Source organism: Paenibacillus etheri (assembly GCF_001012825.1).
GTDB lineage: Bacteria > Bacillota > Bacilli > Paenibacillales > Paenibacillaceae > Paenibacillus_AQ > Paenibacillus_AQ etheri.
This window is the reverse complement of the sequence record NZ_LCZJ02000019.1, coordinates 41253-61115: the sequence shown is the minus strand read 5'-3', so window position 1 is coordinate 61115 and position 19863 is coordinate 41253. Positions and strand designations below refer to the sequence as shown.

20 protein-coding genes are annotated in these 19863 nt (G+C 42.5%); 7 read left to right on the top strand and 13 right to left on the bottom strand.

The genetic code is table 11. The features are described 5' to 3' along the window. Positions 1-316: 316 nt before the first annotated feature. The 3 genes from UQ64_RS09895 to UQ64_RS09885 all read right to left on the bottom strand — a co-directional run bounded on the left by UQ64_RS09895 (position 317) and on the right by UQ64_RS09885 (position 2323). Complete coding sequence (locus UQ64_RS09895; protein ID WP_060623327.1) at positions 317-988, bottom strand: HAD family hydrolase; 672 nt, start codon at positions 986-988, stop codon at positions 317-319. Positions 989-1149: 161 nt separating this feature from the next. Beyond that, entirely contained in the window at positions 1150-1605 is a 456-nt protein-coding gene (locus UQ64_RS09890; RefSeq protein WP_060623326.1) for a DUF3939 domain-containing protein, read from the bottom strand. A 121-nt stretch (positions 1606-1726) separates the two neighbouring features. Then, positions 1727-2323, bottom strand: coding sequence for a DUF2087 domain-containing protein (locus UQ64_RS09885; protein WP_060623776.1), 597 nt, complete (start codon positions 2321-2323; stop codon positions 1727-1729). Positions 2324-2501: 178 nt separating this feature from the next. Here UQ64_RS09885 and UQ64_RS09880 point away from each other — a divergent pair, with 178 nt between their 5' ends. Next, a complete protein-coding gene (locus UQ64_RS09880; RefSeq protein ID WP_060623325.1) occupies positions 2502-3506 on the top strand; it encodes a YpdA family putative bacillithiol disulfide reductase in 1005 nt (334 codons plus the stop codon). 1 nt (position 3507) lies between these two features. Then, on the top strand, positions 3508-3951 hold the full coding sequence (locus UQ64_RS09875) for a DUF441 domain-containing protein (protein ID WP_042188929.1): 444 nt from the start codon (positions 3508-3510) through the stop codon (positions 3949-3951). 61 nt (positions 3952-4012) lie between these two features. On the opposite strand, the gene UQ64_RS09870 is transcribed toward UQ64_RS09875, so the two are convergent. From UQ64_RS09870 to UQ64_RS09860, 3 genes are all read right to left on the bottom strand, one after another. After that, the gene (locus tag UQ64_RS09870) at positions 4013-4951 is read right to left on the bottom strand and encodes a hypothetical protein (RefSeq protein WP_060623324.1); all 939 of its coding nucleotides are present in this window, start codon (positions 4949-4951) and stop codon (positions 4013-4015) included. Continuing rightward, positions 4944-5462, bottom strand: coding sequence for a sigma-70 family RNA polymerase sigma factor (locus UQ64_RS09865; RefSeq protein WP_060623775.1), 519 nt, complete (start codon positions 5460-5462; stop codon positions 4944-4946). Before UQ64_RS09865 ends, UQ64_RS09870 begins: the two co-directional genes overlap by 8 nt. Positions 5463-5597: 135 nt before the next feature. Continuing rightward, entirely contained in the window at positions 5598-7346 is a 1749-nt protein-coding gene (locus tag UQ64_RS09860; protein ID WP_060623323.1) for an ABC transporter ATP-binding protein, read from the bottom strand. A 124-nt stretch (positions 7347-7470) separates the two neighbouring features. On the opposite strand from UQ64_RS09860, the gene UQ64_RS09855 reads away from it, so the two are divergent. Further along, on the top strand, positions 7471-7986 hold the full coding sequence (locus UQ64_RS09855; protein ID WP_042128412.1) for a hypothetical protein: 516 nt from the start codon (positions 7471-7473) through the stop codon (positions 7984-7986). A gap of 76 nt (positions 7987-8062) precedes the next feature. Here the strand turns inward: UQ64_RS09855 and UQ64_RS09850 are convergent, their stop codons facing one another. Next, positions 8063-8380, bottom strand: a complete 318-nt coding sequence (locus tag UQ64_RS09850; RefSeq protein ID WP_060623322.1) for a HesB/YadR/YfhF family protein — start codon at positions 8378-8380, stop codon at positions 8063-8065. Positions 8381-8926: 546 nt separating this feature from the next. On the opposite strand from UQ64_RS09850, the gene UQ64_RS09845 reads away from it, so the two are divergent. From UQ64_RS09845 to UQ64_RS09835, 3 genes are all read left to right on the top strand, one after another. Next, positions 8927-10675 (top strand): ABC transporter ATP-binding protein, encoded by a 1749-nt coding sequence (locus UQ64_RS09845; RefSeq protein WP_060623321.1) that lies wholly within the window; start codon positions 8927-8929, stop codon positions 10673-10675. A 46-nt stretch (positions 10676-10721) separates the two neighbouring features. Further along, the gene (locus UQ64_RS09840) at positions 10722-12809 is read left to right on the top strand and encodes an ABC transporter ATP-binding protein (protein ID WP_060623320.1); all 2088 of its coding nucleotides are present in this window, start codon (positions 10722-10724) and stop codon (positions 12807-12809) included. Between the two features lie 107 nt (positions 12810-12916). Further along, complete coding sequence (locus tag UQ64_RS09835) at positions 12917-14155, top strand: winged helix-turn-helix domain-containing protein (protein WP_060623319.1); 1239 nt, start codon at positions 12917-12919, stop codon at positions 14153-14155. On the opposite strand, the gene UQ64_RS09830 is transcribed toward UQ64_RS09835, so the two are convergent. From UQ64_RS09830 to UQ64_RS09820, 3 genes are all read right to left on the bottom strand, one after another. Then, a complete protein-coding gene (locus UQ64_RS09830; RefSeq protein ID WP_060623318.1) occupies positions 14147-14611 on the bottom strand; it encodes a hypothetical protein in 465 nt (154 codons plus the stop codon). The genes UQ64_RS09835 and UQ64_RS09830 overlap by 9 nt on opposite strands. 241 nt (positions 14612-14852) lie before the next feature. Next, positions 14853-15200, bottom strand: a complete 348-nt coding sequence (locus UQ64_RS09825; protein WP_060623317.1) for a four-helix bundle copper-binding protein — start codon at positions 15198-15200, stop codon at positions 14853-14855. A 94-nt stretch (positions 15201-15294) separates the two neighbouring features. Next, positions 15295-16320, bottom strand: a complete 1026-nt coding sequence (locus UQ64_RS09820; protein ID WP_060623316.1) for a CobW family GTP-binding protein — start codon at positions 16318-16320, stop codon at positions 15295-15297. Positions 16321-16492: 172 nt separating this feature from the next. Between UQ64_RS09820 and UQ64_RS09815 the strand changes: the two genes are divergently transcribed. Further along, the gene (locus UQ64_RS09815) at positions 16493-17005 is read left to right on the top strand and encodes a MogA/MoaB family molybdenum cofactor biosynthesis protein (RefSeq protein ID WP_156417504.1); all 513 of its coding nucleotides are present in this window, start codon (positions 16493-16495) and stop codon (positions 17003-17005) included. A gap of 543 nt (positions 17006-17548) precedes the next feature. Here UQ64_RS09815 and UQ64_RS09810 read toward each other — a convergent pair. The 3 genes from UQ64_RS09810 to UQ64_RS09800 form a co-directional block, all read right to left on the bottom strand. Next, entirely contained in the window at positions 17549-18253 is a 705-nt protein-coding gene (locus UQ64_RS09810) for a hypothetical protein (protein ID WP_060623314.1), read from the bottom strand. Between the two features lie 94 nt (positions 18254-18347). Then, positions 18348-19352: a carcinine hydrolase/isopenicillin-N N-acyltransferase family protein gene (locus UQ64_RS09805; protein WP_060623313.1), complete on the bottom strand. Its 1005-nt coding sequence runs from the start codon at positions 19350-19352 to the stop codon at positions 18348-18350. Next, positions 19349-19855 carry a helix-turn-helix domain-containing protein gene (locus tag UQ64_RS09800; protein ID WP_209445745.1) on the bottom strand — a complete coding sequence of 169 codons (507 nt, stop codon included), beginning with the start codon at positions 19853-19855 and terminating at the stop codon, positions 19349-19351. The genes UQ64_RS09805 and UQ64_RS09800 overlap by 4 nt, the downstream gene beginning before the upstream one ends. Between the last annotated feature and the right edge of the window lie 8 nt (positions 19856-19863).

The following is a 19863-nucleotide window of genomic DNA, read 5'->3' as shown; positions in this document are numbered from 1 at the left end:
AGACTAGGATTAAGTTCATTTTCCCGTGCGATATATAGACAAATAGACATTTAACTACAAATCCTATCGGTTCTATACACGCAAAAAAGCCGCCGGACCCAATACGGTTCCCGCGGCTCTAATAAGCGTAAAAGAGCTTACCTGCTAAACTGCACGAATAAGTTATTCGGCAGCCGCTGTTCCCGGAAGACACGTATTCACAACAGTTATGTTCATTACATTTAAAACTGTCATAAAACATCGTCTCCTTCCGAAATAAGATGCTGTTATCATAAACGGCGCTGCCGTATAATGTCAACTACAAATTTTGATAAGTTCACAAAATAGACTTAAGCTCATTCAGCTCGTGGATCATCTGCCAAGGTTGAATATCCAATTGATCGTCCCAGGCATGTTTTCTTTGCAGCCAAATGCCTTGTAGTCCTGCTTTGCCTGCACCCCAGATATCGTTCACTGGGTGATCTCCAATAAACAATGTCTGATCCGCAGGAACTCCTAATCTGTCTAATGCGAGTTGATAAATCTTAGGATCGGGCTTAGCGATTCCTACTTCTCCAGAAATGACAATAGCCTTGAAGTACTCACGCAAGGCCAGTGTATCAATTTTGGTGTTCTGGATATCTACCTTGCCGTTGGTAACCAGGCCAAGTATATATCCTCGCTCTTTGCAGTACTTCAGAACGTCCACGGCATGCTTCATCGTTGCACCGTGATTGATATAGCTCGCATCATAATACGCACGAATATGTTCTGCCGGAACTGGCGTTTCCCAAGGTAGTACCTCGCTTAGCTCTACGAAGAATCCGTCCTTATCACGATATCCATCAGCATCTCTATGAATTATATCCTCTATTACATCCTGCGCTTCCGCTGGTTCCAAATGTCCTAGAAAATCCTGAACAAACTGAGTACTAAAACTTCGAAATGTTTGATCACGATCCATTAAAGTATTATCCAAATCAAATAATATGGCTTGTACTTCTTTCATCAAGCGATTCCCCTTATATACTGTTGATTTTCAGAATTGAACTTTCAGTAATCTATTGTACTATGCCTTTAAAGACAATGAAAAGACCATTCTGTAAAAAGGAATAGCTGCTTCCCCTTCTACCGAACAGTCTTTTTAGGCTTTATATTAGATTTTATCATTTACTCAAAATGCGCCGCTCGATGTGTCAGCATCATTTCCTCTTCTGTGATATACAGTGGGAAAGGAGGGGTTTCTTTAAGATAACTTTCTGTGGCTAGCAATCGATAATGGACTTCAGGTAACCAAGCATCTTCAACAAGTGGCAGCTGACCTGTATCACTAATGTAATTGTCTACAGCGGACTGAACCATATCAAGGTAGTACGGAACAAGCTTATCTTCTTCCTCGAAAACTTCATACGTCTCGCGAGACATATAGAAATTCTGGTCTGGAACTCCACCTAAATAGCGTTTTAGTCGGCTCAAATCTATTCTTTTGTCGTCAAGGATTAAGGCTGTTCTATTAATGAGCGCAGGCATATCTTCTTCAAACTGTCTGATCGCCTGCTTGACTTGATTTAAGGTAACGGTGACATGATCGGATTGGGGTTGTTTTTTTGTGCGTTTGAAAAACATAAGACAAGTCTCCTTTCGAAAAACTATCTTTGTTAACGCTTACAATTCTATTATATTCAAATTCCTCCCTCTTAATCAGCATATTTCTAATCGACACAAATTGTTAACAATTTTATGATCATTATATGATATTTTCCCAACGTGTCCATAATTCTTGGGGATTAAGCTCATATTTGTCATTCTCACGGTACATAAACTGATGCATAATAAATTCACGCCGAATGGTAGCAAAATCTTCATGAAACTGCTTTATAAACTCGTTAATTTCCTTCTCAGTATAAACTACCCCAGGCTCTAACTTCTCAACCATGTACTGAAGTGCGATCAGCTTCTTCTTATACTGTGCCGGGATTTGCCGAAGCCGTCCATCCTTTGAGAAAAAATTACGAAGCACAGACTCCTTTAGACTATTCTCAGGTGATTTCTCTTCCATGTTTCTCGCTCCTTTCGAAAAAATAAACTGAAGTGAAGCCTCAGCCCCACTACTAATGAACTCTGGATTTAACTTAAAATAAACCGTATTTTTGTCGCGTCGTTCCTTAATTAGAGCCGCTTCACGTAATTTCGCTGCATGATGAGTTACTGTTGGTTGCGATAAATTCAATTTTTCAGCCAGCGCTTGTCCATGCATTTCTCCTTGAGACAGAAGCAACAATAAACGAAGACGTGTTGGGTCAGCCAAAGCTTTATGATAGTTCACTATTTTTTCTAACTGAATGGGAACCAGCTCCTTAGCTTTCAAAAGTTAGATACTCATTAGATATATATCTAATTATATAATAATCAACATTATGGTTGCAATGGTTATTATGTTTAATCTGAGGTTATGGCAAAATGAATGAATTTAGGGTAGGATTTAAAGAAAAGATAGTAACAATCAGGAGGTAACCCGCTGTATGAAAGATGTAATTATTATCGGTGCAGGTCCTTGCGGCCTCTCGGCAGCTATCGAATGCCAGCGCCAAGGACTGTCCAGTCTCATTATTGAAAAAAGCTTTATCGTTCACTCCATTTATTTGTATCCAACAAATATGCAATTCTTCAGTACCGCTGAGTTATTAGAGATCGGAGACGTTCCTTTCACCTCGACCAATGATAAACCATACCGCCATGAAGCTCTTGTCTATTACCGCCGGGCTGCGAAGCAGTATGGTCTAGATATCGCCGCTTACGAAGAAGCGTTATCCATTGAACCTCTGGAAGATGGAACCTATGCTGTACATACGTCCAATATTCGTGGTGAGCATCACACACGTATCACTGCAAATGTAGTTATCGCTACGGGTTATTTTGATCAGCCGAATATGATCGGTATTCCAGGTGAAGAACTTCCTAAAGTTACCCACTATTTCGGCGAAGCCCATCCTTATACTGGTATGAAAGTTACAGTCATTGGTGGTAGTAATTCTGCGGTAGATGCAGCGCTGGAGCTTATGCGTGTTGGAGCTACAGTAGATATGGTTTATCGTGGTGAGAGTATTTCCTCAAATATCAAGCCTTGGGTTCGGCCAATCTTTGAAGGGATGGTACAAAAGGGAAAGATCACCCTTCATCTGGAATCACGTGTTACTGAAATTACGGCTAGTTCGGTTATAGTTACGAGTCATAATGGAGACAAAAAATCCATAGATAATGATTTCGTCCTTGCTTTAACTGGCTTCCGGCCTAGCCGGGTGCTTCTCACTTCTGCCGGCGTAGTTATGGATGACGATATGGATAAGCCAGCTTTTAATCCTTCAACTATGGAAAGTAATGTTCCAGGTCTTTATGTAGCAGGAGTAATCGCTTCAGGCCGTAATGCGAATGAAGTATTTATTGAGACAGGACGTGGGCATGGTAAACTTATCGCTGATCATATTCTTGCGAAGCGCAGTTCTCACAATAAGGAGTTGAACGATTAAGATGGACATGACCTCTTTGCTTTTGCTTGGACTTGCTGCGCTCGGTATTATAAGCAGTAATTCCCCTGTAACAATAGCAATGGTCGTCCTACTACTGCTAAGAGTTCTTGGCCTGCAGCAGACCTTCCCCTGGCTTGAAAAATATGGTTTAACCATCGGGATTATCATTCTTACGATCGGGGTCATGACACCTTTGGCCAGCGGAAAAATATCGCTACAAATGGTCGGGCAGTCCTTCCTCCACTGGAAGTCTCTTCTTGCGATTGCGATCGGCATTCTCGTCGCTTATCTTGGAGGGCGTGGAGCCATTCTTATGACCAACCAGCCCACAGTTGTTGCTGGACTTCTGATCGGAACAGTGATTGGCGTTGCATTGTTTAAGGGTGTCCCTGTAGGACCACTTATCGCAGCCGGTATATTGTCGCTCTTGATTGGCAAAATGTAAAAGAATACAAAAGAAAGAGCAGCGATTCTCCACTATCGAGAGAATCGCTGCTCTTCTTTTTTTATTCAGCCTGAGAAATGGACTGTGGAATTTCCTGAGACGATCGTTTTTCCACAAACAATAAATCACCAATACCATACTCTGTTTGAATTTTTTTCAGCTGGGCCAAAGCTTCTGCTTCTGTATTGAAATACCCAGCTTCCACTAGGAATAATCCCTTCTGATCCTTTAATACGCGCACATCCTTTAACCCGAATAACATCTCTTCAGCCATGCCTTGACTCTCGCCGGAAGGCTCTGAGACCGTTCTAAGTGAATATATCGAAGTTCCTTCCCCCACATCACCCTTCTTATCCTTCAATGTAATTGCTACCTGTGCTGGCTCCTTATATTCCTTCACTTCATAAGCAACTGGCTCTTTGAAGGTGACATTAAAACGTATGGCCGAGTCATCCAATGTAATTAAACGATAGGCATCTTGAACATACTTGCTTTGTTTTAATGTCTCAAGATCTTTAATAGCTGAGAAATTTCTCGCCCCACTCACGGTTACGGTCATTGTAGAAGGATTGTCTGTGAATTTCACGTTATAAGAGCTTGCAAGGTCTTGTGTATTGTCCGAATTTGCAAAGTTCAATATCATCTGATCACTGTTTTTTTGATGTTTCAAAGCTATGAAATTAACATCTACTCCGTCCTGAATCGTACCGCCGCCTGCACTTCCATCCGTAAATTTCAATACACTTACTAACTTACCGAGAACTGGAACATGATTCATACTATCCGCGAAAGCAGGTACCGTGTTTACGCCCACTGTAAAAGAAATGATAACTGCTGCTGCAACTGATCCTGTCCATTTTAAACCACTCATTTTTATTCCTCTTTTCTGTTGTTTATGAAGTTTTCCTCTTTCAATACCTTTACGAGAAGCTTGTGATAGTTCTTCAGGGATTTCAATATCGTTGTATGCTTTCTGTAAACGTTCAAGTCGATTATCCAAAGTACTCACTCCCCTTCATATTAATTTTTAATTTTCCTAATCCCCGATAGATGACGGTTTTCACTGAACTTTCTGGCATGTCTAATACCCCGGCAATTTCCTTTATGGGCAAGTCTTCAAAATATCTCATAACAATGATCATTCTCGATCTTTTATCAAGGACACTTAACGCCTCCTGTAGATCTATAACATCTTCTATAGGTTCTGAAGCGTAGCTGCCTTCGGGATCTTTCTCCATATACACGATTTTTTTAGATTTCCGAATAAAGTCCAAGGCACAATTGACGGCTATTTTTGTGAGCCAAGTTTTAAAATATTGAGGTTGCTGTAGTTTATGAATAGAGATATACGCTTTATAGACGGTCTCCTGCACAATCTCCAGCGCATCATCCTTATTCCTCACATAGGAGTACGCCATACGGTAAAGTCGCTCTTGCATCCCATCTATCAATGCAGTAAAGCTGTCTTCATCACCCGCTATCGCCTTTTCCTCCAGCTCTGTTGTATTCAAGTTCTCACTACCTTTCATGTTGCTTATATTTTTTAGACGCACTTGATATTCAAAAAGACTCAAATAAGTTTTAAAAAAAATGGCCCTCTCTCCCGAGAAGACCACCAAAGTAATTTATTCTAATGTTATATCTTATCATGTATCCAAATGCTGTACGTTAAACAATCTCGCATAACTTCCATCAAGCCCCATTAGTTCTTCATGTGTACCACATTCTGTGATTTCACCGTTCTCAAGCACCACGATCTGATCAGCATGAGTAATGGTGGACAGTCTATGCGCAACAATTAGTGTAGTTCGTTCCGACGAGAGGGATTGCAGCGCTTGTTGAATTAAATGCTCTGATTCCAGATCCAGCGCTGACGTAGCTTCGTCTAATATAAGAACCTTCGGGTCTTTAAGAAACACCCTTGCTATGGCAACCCGTTGCTTTTGCCCACCGGACAGCTTGACTCCACGTTCTCCCACTTCTGTATCATAGCCTAGCGGCAGCTGCTCAATAAAATCATGCGCGTTGGCAGCTTTCGCCGCCGAGAGAACTTCTTCCTCTGTAGCATTAGGATTACCGAACAAAATATTATCACGTACTGATCCACTAAATAAGAAATTATCTTGAAGCACCATCCCAACAGCTCTTCGCAAACTCTCTTGTGTCAAACCTTGTATATCCTGACCATCCATCTGGAGGCTACCCTTGCTGATATCATAGAATCGCGGGATCAAGCTTATGAGAGAGGACTTCCCACCACCACTCATTCCGACAAAAGCGACCGTCTGTCCAGGTTTGATACTTAAATTGATGTCCTTCAGTACCCAATCATTCTCTTCGTTGTATTTGAACCATACATTATGAAAATCAATTTCACCTCGTGCATTCATCAGAGGTCTTGCTCCCGGTTTATCCACGATATCATAAGGCTCTTCTAGCAGCTCAAGCACCCGTTCAAGAGAAGCCGAGGCTTGTGTAAGCACTGTCGAGGAATTAATCAATCGCCGCAACGGCGCATACATCCGATCAAGATAGCCGAAGAAGGCAACAAATGTTCCCACTGTCAAATTGCCGTGAATGACCTGATATCCACCGTATCCGATGACTAGCAATGGTGCAATATCCGTTAGTGTGTTGATAATCGCGAAGGTGATCGCGTTCCAGCGGGTTTGAGCCATCGCTTTTTTGAGAAAGTTACTGTTGATATCTTCAAACTGTTTCTGATCCACTTTTTCCATGGTGAAGCTGCGAATGATCGATATACCTTGAATCCGTTCATGAAGATAGCCTTGAATGCCAGCCAGAGCTTGTGAACGGTCCTTCGTTAACACCTTAAGCCTTTTATATAGTTTACTTACCGCGAAGGCGTAAAACGGAAGTACAGCGATAGATACTAGCGCCAGTACCGGATTCAAATAAAACATAAAACCGAGCGCAAACACTAGGGTAAATAAATCCAGCCATACATTCATCATGCCGACTTCTACTAAATTCTTGGTCTGTTCCACATCATTTATAAATCTCGAAATCGCTTCGCCTACTTTTGTATTCTGATAATACCGCAGTGACAACCGCTGTAAGTGACTGTATAACTTATTCCGCATGTCGAACAATACTTTGCTTGTAATTAACTGGGCAAAATATTGCCGGTAATACTCCACCGGTCCTCTTACGATTACGAACAAAACAAAAGCGCCTCCGAGGATGAGCATCAATTGGGATACCCGCTCCTCAGCACTCATGGCAGGGTTCATCAGCAGGTCATCGACTACGTATTTCAGAATCATAGGCAGTGTCAACGGGATGCTGAACTTGATCATACCTATAAAGAGCGTAAACACAATCCATTTCATGTAAGGACGTACAAAAGTAAAATATGATTTCCATTGCTTCACAGGGATATTCTGTCCTTTCTCTTTACTGAGTTGCTAAGTACAGTTGACTTTTGCGCTCTACAGTGTTTTTATATTTTTAAGTCCATAAGTACGATAGCAGTACCCGAACTTCAGGAGGATAAAGATGTCTAGACAATTTGTGACGGAAGCCGTCATGATGGCGATTTACGGCCAGCTTCTCATATCGAGCAGCCCTGTAGAATATATAGTGCCTTATACGACCGTGATGGAATTATACGAACTGAGGGACAGTGATGATCCTTTAATGAACCGTCCAGATGATGACAAGCATGTCAAACTCAAGATTGGTGAGCTCATTGCCTATTTCGAAGAGCCGCTTAATGCTAAAAAAATCAATCGCTGTCTGGCCGTTCCTTGGGCAAAAAGCTCTGGTATTCTGCTCGGCGGACAATCAAAGATTACCATCATTAACAGCATGGATACCGCTGTCTACGGCGAAACGTTCGATCCCATTGAAACGGAGCTTCTATTGTCCTCACAACGTGAGAAGGTACCTATTCTTACTGATCAATTCGAGCTGATTCAACGCATTATTGAAGGCGGTGTCCCTGTTCAAGTATACGACATTGACGATTTCGATTTTGCTATGGAGGAAGAAACGTTCCGCAATTCGCACTGATTATATCAACGTAGAAAAAGCCCCTGCCTTTTGGCAAGGGCTTTTCATCATTAGTTAATACACAAAATTAACACATTTAAACCTGTGCTCCGCCAGGCACCGATTGGGCTTCATACTTATATTCAATGTCATCCTCTGCCTCAGAATACACGATAGTTAAGCCGTAGCCGTCCATATACCATAAGTCCTGCTCCTCCATGTAGAACACAATGCCCTCTTGTTCAACTTGTATTGCTGAACGTCCAGGTGCCTCTGTTGCGATACCCAGTGAGAAACCAGGGTGAAGTCCACCTCCCGAGCTATAGCGGGGAAATAAACGAATATAGTCTCCATTCTTAAGATCCAGTTCTCTTTTAAACCAAGCTGCCGCTGCTTGACTAATTTCCATGTTCATCTCTCTCAGCTCCTTTGTATAGTCTAATCATACTGAAAATGAATCGATATTCAAACACCTTTATACAATTAATGTTTTCCCAAGCTCCTCAAAAATTAATTTGACAACTTTGCGAAGCGAGTGATAAACTCTGAACATAACTTACCGTCTACTAGTTATTACCAAAAGTTATTATTAAATCAATGAAAGGGGTGAGCGCGGTGTTTACGAAGTTACAGCCATATCAAATCACTATTGTTGGAATTTCCAATCAACCGAATACCGAAGCAGCCCAAGTGGTGAAACCATCCTGAAGTTCCCTGCGAGTGTAATTGATCGTATAACTTTAGTTCTTGAAGGTCTCTCACATGCCTGGTGCTGTATAGCACCGTGCGCATGATAGCTGTAAATTACAGGCATATCGTCCGTTTTCGGATGATATGCCTTTTTTGTCGGTTGTCATCTTTGAAGGACGACAACTTCGTTTCTTCTTGGCTGTTGAGATAACCACTTGCGCTTTTTTTCAACATCACAGCTAGTACTTTAACTTGAAAGGAAGGGATTTACTTGTTCTCCGTTCTCCGTAATCTCGGCTGGTTCTTTCGCCGAGAAAAAAGGCGTTACCTGATTGGCCTTATCTTACTTATTGGTGTAGGTGTTCTTGAATTACTTCCCCCACGTCTGCTAGGCAATGCCATTGACGACATAGTACGCGGTTCAATTACTACAGCATCATTAGCCAAATATATCGGCATGATCCTCATTTTACTACTAGTCATTTATTGGATTACCTACATATGGATGCACAAATTATTCGGAGGCTCCAACCTCGTAGAGCGCCTGCTGCGCTCGAGATTTATGAATCATTTGATGACCATGACCCCGTCGTTTTTCGAACGCAATAGAACTGGCGACCTGATGGCTCGGGCAACCAACGATATCAGAGCTGTCTCCGCTACCGTTGGATTCGGGATGCTCACACTGGTGGATTCTACAATCTACCTCACAGTCGTATTGTTCGCAATGGGTTTTCTCGTCAGCTGGAAGCTGACTCTTGCAGCAGTATTACCATTACCACTAATTGCAATAGCTATGATTTTTTATGGTAAAGCGATCCATGATCGTTACAGCTTAGCACAAGATGCGTTCGGAGATATGAATGATCAGGTGCTCGAATCTGTCTCAGGTGTGCGAGTTATCCGTGCTTATGTACAAGAAAGACTTGATGAGAAACGATTCTCGGATATAACAGAAGATGTATACAACAAAAACATGGCCGTCGCCCGTGTTGATGCCTTCTTTGAACCGACGATTCGGTTCTGCGTAGGGCTCAGTTACATTATCGGTCTTACCTACGGGATTTATCTTGTGTTCCGTAATCAGATCACACTAGGCGATCTTGTCTCCTTCAATATGTACCTCGGAATGATCGTATGGCCGATGTTCGCCATTGGAGAGCTAATTAACATCATGCAACGTGGTGGCGCTTCTCTCGAACGTATTGATGAGACGCTAAACTCGAAAGCGGATGTTCAGAGTGCTGCAAACCCGGTTCATGTTGCAAATCCTACCCAAATTGAACTTAACGATGTGACCTTCCGTTATCCCTCATCGACGATTGACAATCTAACCAATGTCAGTCTGACCTTAAACCAAGGGCAAACACTAGGTGTAGTCGGTCGTACGGGAAGCGGTAAATCAACGCTCCTCAAACAGCTGCTCCGCGAATATCCGACAGGTAATGGTGAAATTCTCATCTCTGGAGTTCCGATTCAACAGATTTCATTGGATCAACTGCACAGCTGGATGGGGTATGTTCCACAAGAACAGATTCTTTTCTCCAAATCAGTACGTCAGAATATTCAATTTGGTCTAGACAACGCGGATGACGATACGATCATGAAAGCCATCACAGCAGCCGCCTTCCAAAATGACTTAGGAACATTATCCGATGGTTTAGATACGTTGGTAGGTGAACGTGGAGTGTCCTTATCCGGCGGACAAAAACAACGTGTGTCCTTATCCAGAGCCTTTATCGCAAATCCAGATGTACTAATTCTGGACGATGCCTTATCCGCAGTTGACGCTCGTACTGAAGCTCAGATCATTGAGAATATTCGCCAAGAGCGTGCTGGAAAGACTACATTGATCTCTACACACCGCCTCTCTGCTGTTCAACATGCCGACATGATCGTCGTACTTGATAACGGACATATCGTTGAACGTGGTACGCATCAGGAGCTGCTGGATATGAATGGCTGGTACAGAGAGCAATATGACCGGCAGCAAGTAGAGAATAATTTATCCAATGATTAAAGACATACTAGCTATGACTAAGCAAAACTTTTAGGAGGTGTCACCGTTGACAAAGAGTACAGGCAAACGCCTGCTTGAATATGCATTGACCGCAAAAAAAACCTTTATCGCAGCCCTTCTACTCCTCTCCATCGGGGTAGCAGCAGAGCTGGCAGGTCCATTTATCGCCAAAAGCATGATCGACAATCATATGTTGGCCATCGAAAAGCCTTATTTTAGTACCACATCACCAGATGAGGCGGTTCAGTATAACAACGCTTATTACAAACGCGGAGACCGTTTTGAACCCGGTGAAGCTAAGGGTCAAGAAATCCGTATTCTTCAAGAGGGAAGAAGCTTCTACTTTATTGATGAAGCTGTAACGCAGCCTGATGGTGAGCGAAAGTTCAGTAATGGTGAAATGCGTATCACGCGTGGCCAAGATGAAGCCATCTATCCTGCGGTTAAACTTTCAGCAGATGAGCTGTTCGATTTTTACAAACCTGAGCTTCCTGGTATTTATCAGTTGGTAGGTCTGTACGCTATATTCCTAGTGATCTCAATCTTTGCCGAATTCGGCAAGACCTATTGGCTACAATCTTCGGCGAATCAGGTGATCCGAAAACTACGAACCGATGTGTACGCGCATATTCAGCGACTTCCGGTTTACTTTTTTGACAACTTGCCAGCAGGTAAGGTAGTCTCCCGTGTGACCAATGATACCGAGGCGATTAAGGATCTATTTATTGCTGTTCTCTCCAATTTCAGTACCGGTATTATTAATATTACTGGCGTATACATCGCCTTGTTCTTGCTCGACGTTCGGTTAGGTCTGATCAGCTTGTTCATCATCCCGATTCTTATTCTTTGGATCGTGCTTTATCGCAAAATCGCTACAAAATACAATACGATCATCCGCTCACGTCTGAGTGAGATCAACGCTATCATTAATGAATCGATTCAAGGAATGTCCATTGTTCGTATATTCCGCCGTCAAAAGCAGCTTGGTGAAGAATTTGAGCATCTGAACGATGACTACTTGAAATATCAGAATAAAATGCTGAATCTGAATGCCTTCACCTCCCACAACCTGGTGAACTCTCTACGCAGTCTCTCTTTTGTGATGGTGCTTTGGTATTTCGGACATGGCAGTATTACAGGTTCTACATTTGTATCTTTAGGTGTACTGTACGCCTTCGTCGATGTGCTTGGACGTTTGTTCCAACCGATTACAGGTATGGTGAATCAGCTCGCAAACCTCGACACTTCTATGGTGTCTGCGGGTCGCGTGTTTACACTTATGGATGAGCCCGGTGAGAATGTTACCGACGGTTCCATGACGCGCTATAAAGGAAAAGTGGAATTTAAGAACGTATCTTTTGCTTATAAAAAAGACTTCGTCCTTCGCGATATTTCCTTTGAGGCACGCCCGGGAGAAACTGTTGCTTTAGTAGGTCACACCGGTTCCGGAAAAAGCTCGATTATCAACTTGTTATTCCGGTTCTATGATCCACAAAAAGGGGAAATCACGATTGATGGCCAGAAGGTTACAGATATTCCGAAGCAATGGCTACGCAATCACATGGGGATTGTTCTACAAGACCCTTACCTCTTCACAGGCACTATTGCTTCCAATGTCAGCCTAGGGGATGAACGAATCTCACGCGAACGGGTAGAACGTGCTTTACGGGAAGTCGGAGCAGATAAATTGCTGGCCCACCTTCCTCAAGGCTTTGATGAACCCGTAATTGAAAAAGGGAGCACTCTTTCTGCAGGTGAGCGGCAATTGATTTCTTTTGCCCGAGCACTCTCCTTCGACCCAGCTATTCTGATTCTTGATGAAGCTACCTCCAATATCGACACGGAGACTGAAAGCGTCATTCAAGATGCGCTAGAAGTCCTTAAAAAAGGACGCACCACATTCATCATCGCGCACCGTCTATCCACGATTCGCAGTGCAGATCAGATTCTTGTTCTGCATCACGGCGAGATCGTAGAACGCGGTAGCCACGATGAGCTAATGGCACTCGGTGGTAGATACTTCCGGATGTATCAGCTACAAGTAGGCGCTGGTTCTAACAGTATAGACAATAATAATGGTGCACCCTCCCGACCTTCGTTAGGTAGCTTGCAACCATCGTTAGAGAAAATGTAATCGATGCCCTGAGTCACATCCTGTGATTCAGGGTTTCTCTATACTTGATATTAGAACATTTGTTCTGTAAAATGAAATTTAATACATATAGATGGAGGAGGCATTTGATGCATACATACACTATAACTAAGAAGCAAGCTCGACTTTTTCTCCTGGCTCACCAAAAGTTAGCTACAGGCGCTCTTCCTGCCGGTAAGCTTAGCATCTATGATTATGTCCGTCACGTAGGCTGTATCCAATATGATCCGCTTAACATCGCCGGCCATAATCATGAGCTTGTACTCCAAGCAAGAGTTCCTGGCTTCACACCTGAACAAGCCCAAGAGCTTCTTTATCAAGACAGACTACTAATAGATGGCTGGGACAAGAACATGTCCATTTATTGTACAGAGGACTGGCCTTATTTTAAACGTAGAAGAGATGCATCAGCTACATACCATCAGGCCAATGAGCCAGTAATGGCTACAGTAGAACAGGTTCGTGTAGAGCTATTAAAGCGTGGTCCCCTCTCCTCTCTGGATCTAGATGGTAAGGATAAGGTGAATTGGGCTTGGGCTCCTGCCAGATTAACACGGGCCGCTTTGGAAAGCATGTACTTTTGGGGGGAAGTAGTCGTTCATCATCGTGTTCATACCCGTCGGTATTACGATTTTACTGAACGTCTGCTTCCACAAAATCTTTTAAACACTGAAGACCCTAACCCCACTGATGAACAATTTCATGATTGGTATGTGCTGCGTAGAATAGGTAGCATCGGACTGTTATGGAATAAATCTGGCGACGGTTGGCTTGGGATTTCTGGTCTAAAGAGCAAGGAACGTACTGCTGCGATTCAAAGACTGTTAATGGCAGATAGTCTCAGAGAAGTTCTAGTGAAGGGTATTAAGCTTCCACTCTACATCCGTAGCATGGACGCTCCAACTCTAGAAGCTGTAATACAGCAGGAGTCTGAGGATGCAGAGATTCATTCAAGTTATTCGTTTGCGGCTGTCTTAGCTCCACTGGATAACTTGATATGGGATCGAGAACTGATCCTGCAATTATTTGGATTTCATTACCGCTGGGAAGTCTATAAACCAGCCTTGGAACGGGAGTATGGTTATTATGTACTTCCTTTATTATATAATGATCGTTTTATTGCGAGATTTGAACCGGTGATGGATAAGAAGAGCCAAACTTTGAACATTATGAATTGGTGGTGGGAACCGGGTGAGCGCCTAACGCCAGAGATGCTTCCGGCATTAGGCGAAGCTCTATCTGCACTGTCACGCTGCGTTAGAGCTTCTAAGATTCATTTTAGACCTGAGGTTGTAAAGGAGTGCGGATTAGAAGGGTTATTAGTGTAGAGTCTCCTCTTCTAACCCTAGTTTCGTGAACATTTCTGTACAATAGCCTTGTAATTTGATCTCTAGCCTTCTTGCTTTATTTTTAAATCGTTTTAATTCCACGATCATTTTAGACCTTCCAGCCGGGGTGAACGTTTCTTGTATCCGTTCTTTGAAATAATCGTGAACGATATGGTTACGCTGTTTCCACACTTCTTCTAGCTGAGCGGTCTCTTGCTCCGAGAAAGGAAAGTGATGCTGGATTTCTTTGATGAGTTGACCGAGTGAATTGCTGAGTTTTCGCTGATACAAATCAGTCAGATCTGCTTCAGTAGGGGTCTTCCCTTGTGATAATTTGGTAAGCAATAACAAATTGGTCAACTGCTGTTCTAGGGCTTGACCATAATAAACTGCTAGTCCAAAATACGCAAATAACTCCTTGGATTGTTCACTCTCTGGTACTTGTGTATGCTTCATCTTTCCCCTCCACTTCTGTTCGGCCTGCCAGAGCTATAATAAACTGATATCATCCAGATGATTTGGAGAAGTTTATGTTCGCTTCACATCTACTTGTAATTCTCCAGTTCCCTACATATTTCCTCTTCTAGAAACAAAATTAAATCTAGCACAGTGCTAAAAAGAAAAACAGACCATGCTGTACATCCACAGCAATGGTCTGGTCATTTACTTGTTGTATAGATAGTTTGGATATACAGCCTTACGCGTATACCTTAACTGCATCGCTAATCAAACGGCACGCCTCAGCACATCTACGGCAGGCATCAATACATTCCTGACAATGTGTATGTATGTGCTTGCTGCTTTCATCTGCACAGGCTTCACAAATTTCAGCACAGAGTCGGAGAATTCCGGCTACAAACGGACTTTGGCGAGTCATCGCTTGTACGGCATAAGAACAAATATCCGCACATTCACGATCTAGCCGCATGCTTTCACGCAGAGAAGCAAGGTCATATTCTTTTAGGCTTGAGACATAACTATAATTACAGGCATTCATACTTTCTAAACAAGCGTCAATGCACTCCTGATATTGAATTCGGGTCATAGCCTTAAACCTCCTGTATTATTATAGGGTATGCGATACTATTAACCTACAAGATTAGGAATGAACCATTACAACTTCTGACAAGGAGATCTGATTATAGACTTCTCTTAACTGTACTAGGACGAACGAAGGTACGTCCCTCCATCTCCAGCAGCCTAGTGCGCAGTTCACTTGATGAGAAATGTTCACCGATAAACACGGCTACATCAGGCACCTCACCCTGTGGTGTGATTTTCATAAAATCAGCTTCACGATAGGCATATTGGAAAAGAAACCGGCTGGAGGTGTCATTAAAGGTCACGATTCCTTTAGCTCTATATACATCACGCGGCAGTTCCTTAACGAACTGTTCGAATTCCTCACTGTTTACCGGACGTTTGAAGTAATGTGTGTACGCCATAACATGATCGTGGGTAGTATGTGTGCCACCAGTGGTGTGTTCATCTTCATCATGCAAGAAGCTTTCGCTCGCGTCCTCAACCTCTTCCAGCTGTTTATCCGTAAGAACTCCACCTGCATCACGCAGCAGTTTCTCCGTTTCCACCTCACAACGCACAGTTGGCAGAATCGGTGCATAAGCATTCCATTTCCGCAATACAGAGGTAACCTCTTCTGCCTCTTCAGCGGTTACACGGTCGACTTTATTTAATAACAAAACAGAAGCGCAGCGAATCTGCTCCTGCATCAAACGATAAGTCGCACCCTGCTGTGCGCGATACAGTTCAAGAAGATGTACGGCATCAACGACAGTGATCAAACTTTTCAGTTCTACTTTTTGATATAACGAAATCTCTGTTACGCCATCCACAATTTCCAGCGGATTCGCAGCGCCTGTTGCCTCAATCACTACGACATCCGGAGACTCCTTCTTGATCAGTGTTGCCAGCTCTGTACTGAGATCACTTCGGATAGAACAGCATATACATCCTCCAAGTAGTTCTGCCATAGGGACCGTTTGCTCAACTAGCAATCCATCCAGATTCACTTCCCCAAGCTCATTCATCACAACAGCCGGGCGTAAACCCTGATTTTTCCAATGATCTAGGAGACGCTGCAGCAATGTTGTTTTGCCGCTTCCCAGAAATCCTGACAATATATACACAGGTACGACCTGTTCCATGTTTCATCGCTCCCCAGCAAATTACGGTTATGTGTAGCGAGTGTACTACAAGCACGCGAAGCACGCAAGCGGCACCCATAATTTCAGCTGCATTCTGTGAATATAAGACAGCTTGTCTTTACTTCAGCCATACCCTATCATGATAACATCTATAATTTAGGAGTTGAGCCATTTGTCATCTGTTGAAGAACATCGGAAAGAAGCACCTCAAACCGTTTCCTGCTATATCATTACTGTCTCGGACACTAGAACTATTGAAACAGATACCGGAGGCGCCTTGATTAAATCTTTAATCGAAGAAGCCGGGTATGAAGTAATAGGCAGCACCATTATTAAAGATAATTATCAGGATATTCGTGAGCTATTGTATAAATGTGTCGACCATGCCGGAATAGAAGCTGTACTCCTGACTGGTGGAACAGGGATTTCCCCACGGGATACGACCTATGAAGCTGTTGCCTCTTTGCTAGATAAAACATTACCTGGTTTTGGTGAGATTTTTCGGATGTTAAGCTTCACGGACGACATCGGTTCGGCCGCTATCCTTAGTCGAGCCATCGCCGGCACCATGGGAAAGACCGCTATCTTTTCTATGCCGGGCTCTATTGGAGCCGTAAAACTGGCTATGGAACGGTTAATTATCCCGGAACTTCGCCATGTTATGCGTGAAATTTACAAGCGTTAAGTTAATACCCATTTTTAAACACAATAGACAAACAACCAAGCAGGCTTTTGTTCTGTGCGTATAATACGGTAAGTCCACACAAAAGGAGCTGAAGGAAATGTCTGATTGTCCAAAATGCCCAGCCCAAACTGTTACAGACCCACCTAAAGTCATTTATCAGGATCACTTCCACCCACAAGTAGTAAATGTAATTCATCCTGTTGAAATTGTAAGACGTCACCACTGTGTACCTGTACCTCGCCATTGCTACACCTATTCTGTTAAAGATGTATTTGTTGATAACTCTATGATGCCTAGAGGCGGAAGATAATTCTACTACACAACACTATTAAAAGTCCCCTGTAAGTGAGAGACAGACTCGTGCTAAATGCATGGGGTCTTCTCTCGCTTTTTTCTTCAGAAAGCATTTGACAGCTTGGACTGTTCCATTTTCATAGATTCGATGCTCTGAGTATTTATCTTACAGTGTCCGATATCGACTTTTTACGCGCTAATATCCCTTAATTAGACGTAGTTTAGTGAATAACCTCCATTTTTAAATGATCAAGGGATTGGTGGGTTATTTGTTTTTAACCGATCAAACTCAAAAATCTTCCGCAAATAGTAAGGACTTGTCGAATTCTCTCTTTCAAAAACACCCATGTATCCAACCTCATTAAAAATAACGTATTCCAATGTAACTACCTGATCTGGGCGGTTGGATTGCCAATAGTAATGTAATTCTAACGGAGCCTTATACCATAACCAATCTAAATCTTTAAGAGCTACATTTCTATGCTGGAGAACCCATATTCTGAAGGCTACATGAGGATCGTCTACAGATATTTCTGACTTTGGATTTTTATCTTTTAAATGATTTGCTGACGTCCGGAGTACATCGTTAATATCTGATTCGACGGAAAATTGTGAAACGGATTTAATCTGATTAAATTGCTCAGTATATTTATTAGCCTTCGTTAGCTCATAGATTTCATTCAAACTAATCTTAGGGGCATAGAAAATAACACAGACACTAATCAACCCAAAAATAAGCGCTTTTAAAAAAAGAAACTGCTTCTTTTTATTCATAACAATCAATCCAATGATAAAACCCACAGGAATCAATAGACCGAACAAATTGACATAGAACTCACAAAGTAAAAAAGCCCCAATAATTAGCGCCCAATCCTGTAATCTCAATGTTTTTCGCTGATCCCAATAGGACACTATTAATGAAACAATAAAACAAATCCAAAAGATCCAGCTCATTAAAATCAGTCCTCCCCTCTCCAACATTCTCCATATAATACCACATCCAACGTGGCACCAAGAGGACTCCGGCATGTCTTACAAACCAAAATTGTTACTCAGTTCTCAAAAAAGAATCCGGATAATTAGCTAAAAATCGAATCATGTCATCAGAGATCTTCCATCTAAAGACGGAAGTCAAAATCGGATCTCTAAAAAAGGATTGGACTGCTATATGATTGAGTTCAGCGGAGTAATTCTCGAATTGGGCTCTTACGTGGTTTGCATACAGCTTTTGTAGGTTAGCAGCTTGAGCAGGCGCTTTTACAGAAAAATCAAACTCATCTAAACGAATCTTAATTCGTTCTTGATTTCGTTGAGTCATAACCTCTATCTGTAGTTGAGTCAGATCGTATACAAGGCTATATACAGTATCCTCACGCCGTGCTGCGGCAAGTACCCTAAATGCAAAATCGGTGTCAGTCGTTTGCTTCTCTAATGTGTTTAAAGCTTCACAGACAATCTCAAAGCGATCCATAGAATTCTGTTCATAAGCATTCCGATCTTCCGAACCATTGAATCCCCCCTGAATCTCCTGTACAGCATCCTCATACGCAGTATTAGCGATAATAGGAACGGAAAGCTTGCCTTCATGAACTACCAGCCTTCCGTCCAAAAACTCGACGATTGCGTGTGCGCCTCTCCGGTCAGCCAGCAGATAGTGCAGACTTGAAGTGCTTTGATCGATACGAACCTTCGTAGATGCTGCCAATGCTTCCTGAACAGTAGCACAGGTATCAAGTAAATATTGAATAAAATGCAGTTCACCTAAAGCGGGCCGTTCATCTACTGCAGGATATTTAGTCTGCCAAAGTGTCGTTTGCTCCACCACCAACCCAGCTTCATTGATCCCCCCATTGGGATTTTCCTTCCCGATTTGTGAGATGGTTAAGCTTCCATAATGAGAAATCCAAGAAGCGGATTGAACTGGAGGCATCATTAAAGCAGTCTTCCGTAAACCGCTTTGGTTCGTAAAAAGATACACTCCATCGTAGATCACATCCTGATTTTTACAGACTCTATTGAATCCATTTTTAAGCATATGTAAAGCCGTACTCATACCTCAGAACTTTCATTTTCCATTTGATGCAAAAAAGCTAAACATAACTCTTCAATCTGCTTATTCTTATGATCTAAGAGGGTTGAGAACCTAGTGATCAAGCTTTGCTTTCTTTTTTCCCATTGCAGCTGTTGCAATTTCTGCTGATAGCCTTCCTTCTCCGGATTCTCCTCTTCATTCATTAACATCCGGGTTAAAAAAAGAATTTGCACCTCGATTTTTGTTTCTGGTGTTAGATCAAGCAAGTAATTGTTCTCATCAATCAACAGTTCTGCTTCCACTTTGAAAAACTCTGCCAATGCTTGCAGTCTTTCTTTGGGCACCGGACGACGTTTCTTGACCCAATCACTAAATTGTTGCGGGGTCAGCCCAACTTCTCTGCATACATTGGTGTACGTCACTTGATGAATTAATGCAAGGTATTGCAAAATTGTTAGGGCAGATACAGCAGTATTACTTTCCATGATCACCATTCCTTCTAAAGGCACTATTATTATTGACATAAAATATG